Origin of the sequence: Gryllotalpicola sp. (assembly GCF_027352875.1) — a bacterium.
Classification (GTDB): domain Bacteria; phylum Actinomycetota; class Actinomycetes; order Actinomycetales; family Microbacteriaceae; genus Gryllotalpicola.
In genome coordinates this window covers 1-9,656 of the sequence record NZ_DAIEII010000048.1, presented here as the reverse complement: position 1 = coordinate 9,656, position 9,656 = coordinate 1, and the positions used below count along the sequence as shown (strand labels likewise).

The following is a 9,656-nucleotide window of genomic DNA, read 5'->3' as shown; positions in this document are numbered from 1 at the left end:
GTGACGAGCCACCGCCTCCTCGTCCGCGCCGGCTACATCCGCCGTCAGGCGCCGGGGATCTTCGCGTGGCTGCCGCTGGGCCTCCGGGTCAAGGCCAAGATCGAGCACATCATCCGCGAGGAGATGGCCGCGGCCGGCGCTTTCGAGGTGCACTTCCCGGCGCTGCTGCCGCGGGAGCCGTACGAGATCACGAACCGCTGGACCGAGTACGGCGACGGCATCTTCCGTCTCAGGGACCGCAAGGGTGCCGACTACCTGCTCGCGCCGACGCACGAGGAGGTCTTCACCCTGCTCGTGAAGGACCTCTACTCGTCCTACAAGGACCTGCCGCTCGCGATCTACCAGATCCAGGACAAGTACCGCGACGAGGCCCGCCCGCGCGCCGGCCTCCTGCGCGGCCGCGAGTTCACCATGAAGGACGCCTACTCCTTCGACTACACCGACGAGGGCCTCGCCGAGAGCTACCAGCGGCAGCGCGACGCCTACGAGCGCATCTTCACGCGCCTCGGCCTCTCGTACGTCATCGTGCAGGCGGATGCCGGCGCGATGGGCGGCTCGCGCTCCGAGGAGTTCCTCCACCCCACCCCCGTCGGCGAGGACACCTTCGTGCAGTCACCGGGCGGCTACGCCGCCAACGTCGAGGCGTTCCGCACCCTGCCGAGCCGCCCGATCGCTGTCGACGGCCTGCCCGCGGCAGTCGTCCACGACACCCCCGACACCCCCACGATCGCGACGCTGGTGGATGCCGCGAACGTCGGCCACCCTCGCGCGGACCGCCCGTGGCGGGCATCCGACACCCTCAAGAACGTCGTACTCGCGCTCACGCACCTCGACGGCACCCGCGACCTCGTCGTCGTGGGCCTTCCCGGTGATCGCGAGGTGGACGAGAAGCGTGCCGAGGTCGCGTTCGCGCCGGCGGCGGTCGAGGCGGCGACGGACGCCGATTTCGCCAAGAACCCCGGCCTCGTCAAGGGCTACATCGGCCCGGTCAGGGGCGGCGAAGCGGTTCTCGGCGAGGCCGGCTCGACCGGTATCCGTTACCTCCTCGACCCCCGCGTCGTCGACGGCACCGCCTGGATCACCGGCGCCAACGAGCCCGGCCGACACGCCTTCGACCTCGTCGCGGGCCGCGACTTCGCGGCCGACGGTACCGTCGATATCTCGAACGTCGTCGACGGCGACCCCGCCCCGGACGGCTCCGGCCCGGTGTCGATCGAGCGCGGCATGGAGATCGGTCACGTCTTCCAGCTCGGCCGCAAGTACGCTCAGGCCCTCGGTCTGCAGGTGCTCGACGAGAACGGCAAGCTCGTCACCGTCACGATGGGCTCCTACGGCATCGGGGTGACGCGCATCCTCGCGGTCATCGCCGAGGAGAACAACGACGATCGCGGCCTCATCTGGCCCGCCGCCGTCGCCCCGTTCGACGTCCATGTCGTGGCGACCGGCAAGGATCCGGCGGCCTATGACCTCGCGGAATCCCTCATCGAGGAACTCGAGATCGCGGGCCTGGAGGTGCTCTACGACGACCGCGAGAAGGTCTCGCCGGGCGTGAAGTTCGCCGATGCCGAGCTCATCGGCATGCCGCGCGTTATCGTCGCCGGGCGCGACGCGGCGAGTGGCGTCGTCGAGGTGTGGGATCGCCGCTCGGGTGAGCGCGTCTCGCTTCCCGTCGCCGAGGCGATCGCGTCGCTCGGGTGACCGCGGGCATATTCGGGGCGTTCGAGCGGTTGGCTGAGCTGTGACCAAGAAGATCGGCTACCTCTCGTTCGGCCACTGGACGAACTCGCCCTACAGCAAGGCGCGCAGCGCGTCGGACATGCTGTTGCAGGCGATCGACCTCGCCGTGGAGGCGGAGCAGATCGGCATCGACGGGGCGTACTTCCGGGTCCACCACTTCGCCCATCAGCACGGCAACCCCTTCCCGCTGCTCGCTGCCATCGGTGCGCGCACGAGCCGCATCGAGATCGGCACCGGCGTGATCGACATGAGGTACGAGAACCCGCTTTACGCCGCGGAGGAATCCGCCTCCGCCGACCTCATCTCGGGCGGACGGCTGCAGCTCGGGATCTCGCGCGGCTCGCCCGAGCAGGTGATCGACGGCTACCGGTACTTCGGTTATCAGCCCCGCGAGGACGACCCCTCGGGGGAGAAGCTCGCGCGCGGCAACTTCGAGGTGTTCCTCAGCGCGATCCAAGGTGCGCGGTTCGCCGAGCCCAACCCGCGCCCGATGTTCCCCAACCCCCACGCCGGTCCTCTGAGCATCGAGCCGCAGTCGCCGGGTCTGCACGAGCGCATCTGGTGGGGTGCCAGCTCGCAGAAGACGGCGGAATGGGCGGCGCAGCTGGGCGTGAACCTCCAGTCGTCGACCCTCGTCGTGCACGAGTCGAACGAGCCTTTCCACGTGCAGCAGCGCAAGCAGATCGAGGCCTACCGCGCGGCGTGGAAGGAGGCGGGGCACGAGCGCGAGCCGCGCGTCTCGGTGAGTCGCAGTATCTTCGCCCTGGTGGACGAGCAGGACTGGCAGTTCTTCGGGCATGACCGGGAGAGCGCGGACCAGGTCGGCGGCATCCCCGACGTAGGCCAGGCGATCTTCGGGCGTTCCTATGCCGGCCCGCCGGACCAGCTGGTGGAGGAGTTGAAGCAGGACGAGGCGATCCAGGCGGCGGATACCCTGCTGCTCACCATCCCCTCGCAGCTCGGTGTCGAGTACAACCTGCATGCCCTCGACTCGATACTCAAATACGTCGCGCCCGAGCTCGGCTGGCGCTGACAGGTCCTAGCCGGTCCATAGCGGATGCTCAGCCCGCTCCTGGCGTGGGAATCGGTCCGTCCGGTAGGCTGGCGGGTCAACCCGCGTCTGCCGGCGGGCTCAACTGAACACGACTGGACAAGGGGAGGCCGAGAGTGGACATCGACCTCAGCGTGCTTCGACAGATGGAGCGCGAGCGCGAGATCCCGTTCGAGGAACTGGCGCACATCATCGAGCAGGCGATTCTCACCGCCTATCTCAAGCACACCGGCCAGGCGGACCACCGCCGCCCCCACGGGGACGCGGCAGCAGCCCCCGTCGCGCCCGCCGCTCGCGTCGAGCTCGACCGCAAGACCGGGCACGTCACCGTGTTCGTTCCCGAACTGGATGACGAGGGCAACGTCGTCGGCGAGGCCGAGGACAGCCCCAGCGATTTCGGCCGCATCGCGGCCTACGCGGCCAAGCAGGTCATCAACCAGCGGTTGCGCGACATCCAGGACGAGTCCGTGCTCGGCGAGTTCAAGGGCCGCGAGGGCGACATCGTCGCCGGGGTCATCCAGCAGGGCCCGAACCCGCGCATGGTTCACGTCGACCTCGGCGCGGTGGAGGCGATCCTGCCCCCGGAGGAGCAGGTGCCGGGCGAGGAGTACGCCCACGGCAGCCGCATCCGCGTCTACGTGACCAAGGTCGAGAAGGGCCTCAAGGGCCCGTCCATCACGGTCTCGCGCACCCACCCCGCGCTGGTGCGCAAGCTCTTCGCGCTCGAGGTGCCCGAGATCGCGAGCGGATTGGTCGAGATCGTGTCGCTCGCGCGCGAGGCCGGCCACCGCACCAAGATCGCGGTCAGGGCCACCGAGCCCGGCGTGAACGCGAAGGGGGCCTGCATCGGCGAGATGGGGTCGCGGGTGCGCTCCGTCACCGCGGAGCTCAACAACGAGAAGATCGACATCGTCGACTACTCGCCGGATCTTGCGACGTTCGTCGCCAGCGCGCTGAGCCCCGCGAAGGTCACCAGAGCTTTCGTCGTGGACGAGAGCATCAAGGCGGTGCGCGCGCTCGTGCCCGACTACCAGCTGTCGCTTGCGATCGGCAAAGAGGGCCAGAACGCCCGGTTGGCCGCCAAGCTCACGGGCGCGAAGATCGATATTCAGCCTGATAGGGCTGAATAACGGTCTTCGCGAAAGGCGGCAGCCCCGGCGGATGCCGGTGGCATCCGCCGTCGATCCGGCAGAGTGCGAGACGCGAGGGGCCGTCGGCCCGGTGTGAAGTGAGGTCTAGGATGGAACCGATCAGAACGTGCGTAGGCTGCCGTTCCCGTTCCCCCCGGTCCTCGCTTCTGAGGGTCGTAGCCTTGGGTTCCGAACTCGTTCCCGACGAGCGATCCCGGCTTCCCGGCAGGGGCGCGTGGCTGCATCCGACCATGGACTGCTTTCGCAAGGCGCTTGGGCGCCACGCTTTCGGGCGTGCGCTTCGCACCACGGCCCCGCTCGACGCGCGGCCACTAGAGAACAGGCTGAATGGCTGATGGACAACTAATGAGCGGCTCGAAATGAGACCCGTCCACCACTAACGCCTGCCCTGATCCGGGGGCAGGCCCCGGATTAGGAGAAATGTGGCTGTCAAACCACGCGTGAGCGAGATCGCCAAAGAGCTCGGCATCGAGAGCAAGATGGCGGTTGAGATCCTCAACGACCAGTTGAAAGAGTTCGTCAAGACTCCGTCGTCGACGATCGAGCCGCCGGCGGTGCGCAAGCTCAAGTCGTACGTCGGCGAGCACCCCGAGATCGTGACCAAGGCGGCCGGGGACTCGGCTCCGGTGGCGAAGCCTGCCCCTGCGGCGCCGAAGCCGGCACCGGTCGTGGAGCCGCCCGCCGCACCCGTCGCCGCTCCGGTGGCGGCACCCGCACCAGCACCCGCACCCGCACCCACGGCCGAGCCGGCGGCTCCGGCAGCGCACGCTGAGGCGCCGAAGCCGGATTCCCCGCGGCCGACTTCCGGAAGCCCGCGCCCGGGCAACAACCCGTTCGCCTCGAGCCAGGGCATGGGTCAGCGCCCTGCCGGCCCGCGCCCGGGCAACAATCCGTTCGCCTCGAGCCAGGGCATGGGTCAGCGCCCGAGCCCGGCCAACATCCCGCGGCCCGGCGGCGGAGCCATCCCGCGCCCCGGCGGCGGAACGGGCGTCCCGCGTCCGGGTGCCCCGCGCCCCGGTCAGGGCGTCCAGCGCCAGGGTGCTGCCGGTGGCACCGGTCGTCCCGGCGCACCCGGCCGTCCCGGAGCTCCGCGTCCGGGCGGTGCCGGCGGCGGATTCCGCCAGGGCGCCGGCACGGGCGCACCCGCGGGCGGCTTCGCCGGTCGTCCCGGCGGTGGCGGCGGTCGTGGTCGCGGGGGCGGCACCGCCGGCGCATTCGGCCGTGGCGGCAGCAAGAGCAGGGCGCGCAAGTCGAAGCGGACGAAGCGCCAGGAATTCGAGATGCGGGAAGCCCCGACGCTCGGCGGCGTCAGCGTTCCTCGCGGCGACGGCAGCACCATCGTCCGCCTGCGCCGCGGCGCCTCCATCTCCGACTTCGCGGAGAAGATCGACGCGAGCCCGGGCAACCTCGTCACGGTGCTGTTCCACCTCGGCGAAATGGCGACGGCGACCGAGTCGCTCGACGAGGCCACCTTCGAGATCCTCGGCGACGAGCTGGGCTACAAGATCCAGATCGTCTCGCCCGAGGACGAGGACAGGGAGCTCCTCGAGGGCTTCGACATCGACCTCGACGCCGAGCTCGAGGACGAGGACGACGACGTGCTGCAGGTGCGGCCGCCGGTCGTCACCGTCGTCGGCCACGTCGACCACGGCAAGACGCGCCTCCTCGACGCCATCCGCAAGACCAACGTCGTCGCGGGCGAGGCAGGCGGCATCACCCAGCACATCGGCGCCTACCAGGTGTGGACCGAGCACGAGGGCCTCGAGCGCGCCATCACCTTCATCGACACCCCGGGCCACGAGGCGTTCACCGCCATGCGCGCCCGCGGGGCGCAGGTCAGCGACATCGCGATCCTCGTCGTCGCGGCGGACGACGGCATCATGCCGCAGACGATCGAGGCGCTGAACCACATGCAGGCGGCCGATGTGCCCATCGTCGTCGCCGTGAACAAGATCGACAAGCCCGATGCCAACCCGGCCAAGGTGCGCCAGCAGCTCACCGAATTCGGGCTCGTGGCCGAGGAGTACGGCGGCGACACCATGTTCGTCGACGTCTCGGCGCGCGACGGCATCGGCATCGCCGAGCTCCTCGACGCGGTACTGCTCACCGCGGATGCCGGGCTCGACCTCCGTGCGAACCCCGACAAGGCCGCGCGCGGCGTCGCCATCGAGGCGAAGCTCGACCGGGGCCGCGGTTCGGTGGCGACCGTCCTCATCCAGTCCGGCACGCTGCACGTCGGCGACTCGATCGTCGCGGGAACCGCGTACGGCCGTGTCCGCGCGATGCTCGACGAGAACGGCGACGCCGTCCCCGAGGCGCTGCCGTCCCGCCCGGTGCAGGTGCAGGGCCTCTCCAGCGTCCCGCGCGCCGGAGACACGTTCATCGTGACGGACGACGACCGCACCGCCCGCCAGATCGCCGAGAAGCGCGAGGCCGCTGAGCGCAACGCGCAGCTGGCCAAGGCTCGCAAGCGCATCAGCCTGGAGGACTTCACCCGCGCTCTCGAAGAGGGCAAGGTCGAGTCGCTCAACCTCATCATCAAGGGCGATGTCTCGGGTGCAGTCGAGGCCCTCGAGGAGTCTCTGCTCAAGATCGAGGTCGACGACAGCGTCCAGCTGCGCATCCTGCATCGCGGCGTCGGCGCGATCACCGAGTCGGACATCGACCTGGCGACGATCGACAACGCGATCGTCATCGGCTTCAACGTCCGACCCGACGTCAAGGCCCGCGAGCGCGCCGCGCGCGAGGGTGTCGACGTGCGCTTCTACTCGGTCATCTACAACGCGATCGAGGACATCGAGAACTCGCTCAAGGGCATGCTCAAGCCCGAGTTCGAAGAGGTCCAGTCGGGTCTGGCCGAGATCCGCGAGGTGTTCCGCTCTTCCAAGTTCGGCAACATCGCCGGTGTCGTGGTGCGCAGCGGCGTCATCACGCGCAATGCGAAGGCGCGCGTCATCCGCGAGGGCGTGGTCGTCGGCGACAACCTGGCGATCGAATCGCTGCGCCGCTTCAAGGACGACGTCACCGAGGTGCGTACCGACTTCGAAGCGGGCATCGGCCTGGGCAGGTTCAACGACATCCAGATCGGCGACGAGATCGAGACCATCGAGATGAAGGAGAAGCTGCGCGTCTAGCGCGCGGCTTCTCCGCCCGGAGGTTCCCATGGCAGGTGCCGACCGCGTCGCCAAGATGGCCGACCGCATCCGCGAGATCATCGCGCAGCGGCTTGAGAAGGGGCTGCGCGACCCGCGCCTCGGATTCGTGACGATCACGGATGTGCGGGTGACGGGCGACCTCCAGCACGCGAGCGTGTTCTTCACGGTCTACGGCTCGGAGCAGGAGCGCGCCGACTCCGCCGCCGCCCTCAAGGCGGCGACTGGGATGCTGCGCACCGAAGTCGGCCGCCAGCTCTCGGTGCGGCTCACGCCGACGCTCGAGTTCATTCCCGATGCCATTCCCGAGAACGCCGCGGCGATCGACGCGCTGCTGCGCGAGGCGGCGACCCGGGACGCCGAGGTGGCCGCCCTCGCGGATGGGGCGGAGTACGCCGGCGAGCCGGACCCGTACGTCCAGCCGAGATCGCACGACGAGGAACCCGAAGACGAGTGACGGCGGGAGTCCGGTGGACTCCCGCCTCCGGCTCCCGGCGAAGCCGGTGGCTCTGAATCGTTGCTTCTCGCGGTCTAGACGAACCTGACGCCCTGCTGCAACCGGGTGCGCACCTCGAAGAGGTCGACCCCGGCCGCCCGCGGCACGTCGCGAACGCCGGTGCGCAGCTGGTGGACGAGCACCGAGCTCTGCACGACGAGTAGGGCGGCGCCGTGCAGTCGGCCCGCCTCGACGACGCTCTGGTCGAGCGCGTCATCCGGCAGCACGACGATCATGCCGGCGAAGGTGACCCCGAACGCGTGGCCGAGCCTGCGGGCGCGGGTCTCGAGCTCGTGGAGCGGCCTGCCCTCCACGCCGGCGCCGACGATCTCGCCCCTGCGCAGTGTCACAGCGCCGCCGAAGTCCTCGGACTGCACGGCGAACAGGCCCGTCGGCCCGAGCACGATGTGATCTATCTTGCCGCCGTCGAGGGCTGCGACGTCGTGCCAGATCGTGTAGCCGATGCCGAGCCCCGCGAGCGAGCGGGCCGTCGCCTCCTCGGCGAGGGCATCGGCGAGGGTGTGGCGGATGTCGTACGGGGCCGAGCGGACCAGGGCGGGGTCGTAGGGGTCGTCGATCTCGGTTCCGCGCCCGACCCACTCGCGGATCATGGCGAGGTAGCGCTCACGGCGCCATCCACCGGGATGCCCGTACGAGCGCGCCCGCGGCCGGGTGTCGCCATGCGGGCGGTCTGCTCCGGGGTGATGCGGGGCGTAGCCGTCGTCGGCCGTCGGCTCGGGGCGCCCGCTGTCGTAGGCGGCGCGCGCTTCGGGGGTACCGATGCGCTGCCACGCCTCCTGCACCGCGCGGAAGGCATCGGCGGATCCGCCGATGTCGGGGTGCGTCTCGCGCAGCCGGCGCCGGTACGCCCGTCGCAGCTCGTCGTCGTCCGCGTGCACGCCGACTCCGAGGATCTCGTACGGCGACGCCGAGAGCGGGCTTTCCTGCACCGGCCCAGGGTACCGTGGCGCGGCTGGTCGGCCGCTCTACGGCAGCGCGAGCCCGTCCCCGGCCCGCACGGCGAGCCCGTCGGCGATGAGGCCGTCCACTGCGCGGACCAGCTGCGCGGCATCCGTCCACAGCGGTGCGAGCTCGGCGTCCGTCACCGGTCGATGGCTCGCGCGCAGTTCCCGCAGCACGAGTCCGCGCACCTGGCGGTCGCTGCCCTGGTACTTCGCCTGCACGGCGCGCCGCGGGCCGTCGTAGGCGGGGAATCCCGCGGTGCGCCAGGCGCAGAGGGCGGCGACCGGGCAGTCGCCGCAGCGGGCGACGCGCGCCGTGCAGACCAGCGCGCCGAGCTCCATGATCGCGACCGAGAAGGTCTTGGCGTCGGCGGGGGATTCCGGCAGCAGTGCCTCGGTCGCCGCGAGGTCGCGTCGCGAGGCCGGGGGAGCGGGTTCGGCATTGCCGTCGACAGCCCGCGCGATGACACGGCGCACATTGGTGTCGACCACCGGATGCCGCTGTCCGAACGCGAACACCGCGACGGCGCGTGCCGTGTAGTCGCCGATGCCGGGCAGCGCGAGCAGGGCGTCGACGTCGGCAGGCACCTCGCCGCCGCGGCTCTCGACGATCGCGCTCGCGCACTCGTGCAGGCGCAGCGCCCGCCTGGGGTAGCCGAGGCGCTGCCAGGCCCGCACCGCTTCGCCCGGCGGCACGGCGGCGAGGTCGGTCGGCGTCGGCCAGCGCGCCATCCAGGCGGTCCAGGCGGGCAGCACCCGGTTCACCGGGGTCTGCTGCAGCATGACCTCGCTGAGGAGGATCGCCCAGGGCGAGGCATCCGCGTGCCGCCAGGGCAGGTCGCGCCCGGCCGACGCGTACCAGGCGTTGATCGCGGCGGCCAGCGGATGCACGCTGCCAGCGTAGGCTGCCCGTCGTGGACGCCATCGACGAGCTGCGCGAGGAGATCGACCAGCACTATTCGCGCGGCCGACTCGCCATCGGCGTCGACGGCGCTGCCGGCTCGGGGGCATCCCGCATCGCCGACGAGCTGGCCGACGCCTACCGGGCGAGCGGGCGCGAGGTGGTGCGCGCGAGCGTCGCGGGCGACGAGGCGGCGTTCCGCGCCG

8 protein-coding genes and 1 pseudogene are annotated in these 9,656 nt (G+C 70.6%); 7 read left to right on the top strand and 2 right to left on the bottom strand.

Features of this window, described 5'->3' with window-relative positions:
• From M7D61_RS05875 to rbfA, 6 genes are all read left to right on the top strand, one after another.
• The coding region (locus M7D61_RS05875) for a proline--tRNA ligase (protein WP_298228521.1) at window positions 1-1,698 on the top strand (1,698 nt) is incomplete at its 5' end.
• Window positions 1,699-1,738: 40 nt separating this feature from the next.
• A complete protein-coding gene (locus M7D61_RS05870) occupies window positions 1,739-2,770 on the top strand; it encodes an LLM class flavin-dependent oxidoreductase (RefSeq protein ID WP_298228519.1) in 1,032 nt (343 codons plus the stop codon).
• A gap of 134 nt (window positions 2,771-2,904) precedes the next feature.
• Window positions 2,905-3,918 carry a transcription termination factor NusA gene (gene nusA / locus M7D61_RS05865; protein WP_298228517.1) on the top strand — a complete coding sequence of 338 codons (1,014 nt, stop codon included), beginning with the start codon at window positions 2,905-2,907 and terminating at the stop codon, window positions 3,916-3,918.
• 110 nt (window positions 3,919-4,028) lie between these two features.
• A complete protein-coding gene (locus M7D61_RS05860) occupies window positions 4,029-4,274 on the top strand; it encodes a YlxR family protein (RefSeq protein WP_298228515.1) in 246 nt (81 codons plus the stop codon).
• Window positions 4,275-4,418: 144 nt separating this feature from the next.
• Window positions 4,419-7,073, top strand: a complete 2,655-nt coding sequence (gene infB / locus M7D61_RS05855) for a translation initiation factor IF-2 (protein ID WP_366083801.1) — start codon at window positions 4,419-4,421, stop codon at window positions 7,071-7,073.
• A 28-nt stretch (window positions 7,074-7,101) separates the two neighbouring features.
• Window positions 7,102-7,548 (top strand): 30S ribosome-binding factor RbfA, encoded by a 447-nt coding sequence (gene rbfA, locus M7D61_RS05850; RefSeq protein WP_298228511.1) that lies wholly within the window; start codon window positions 7,102-7,104, stop codon window positions 7,546-7,548.
• A 74-nt stretch (window positions 7,549-7,622) separates the two neighbouring features.
• On the opposite strand, the gene M7D61_RS05845 is transcribed toward rbfA, so the two are convergent.
• Together M7D61_RS05845 and M7D61_RS05840 are read right to left on the bottom strand one after the other, a co-directional pair.
• Entirely contained in the window at window positions 7,623-8,537 is a 915-nt protein-coding gene (locus M7D61_RS05845) for a DnaJ domain-containing protein (protein WP_298228509.1), read from the bottom strand.
• Between the two features lie 36 nt (window positions 8,538-8,573).
• Window positions 8,574-9,440 (bottom strand): A/G-specific adenine glycosylase, encoded by an 867-nt coding sequence (locus tag M7D61_RS05840; protein ID WP_298228507.1) that lies wholly within the window; start codon window positions 9,438-9,440, stop codon window positions 8,574-8,576.
• A 23-nt stretch (window positions 9,441-9,463) separates the two neighbouring features.
• Here M7D61_RS05840 and M7D61_RS05835 point away from each other — a divergent pair.
• Window positions 9,464-9,656, top strand: a pseudogene (locus M7D61_RS05835) (hypothetical protein); the annotation flags it as partial.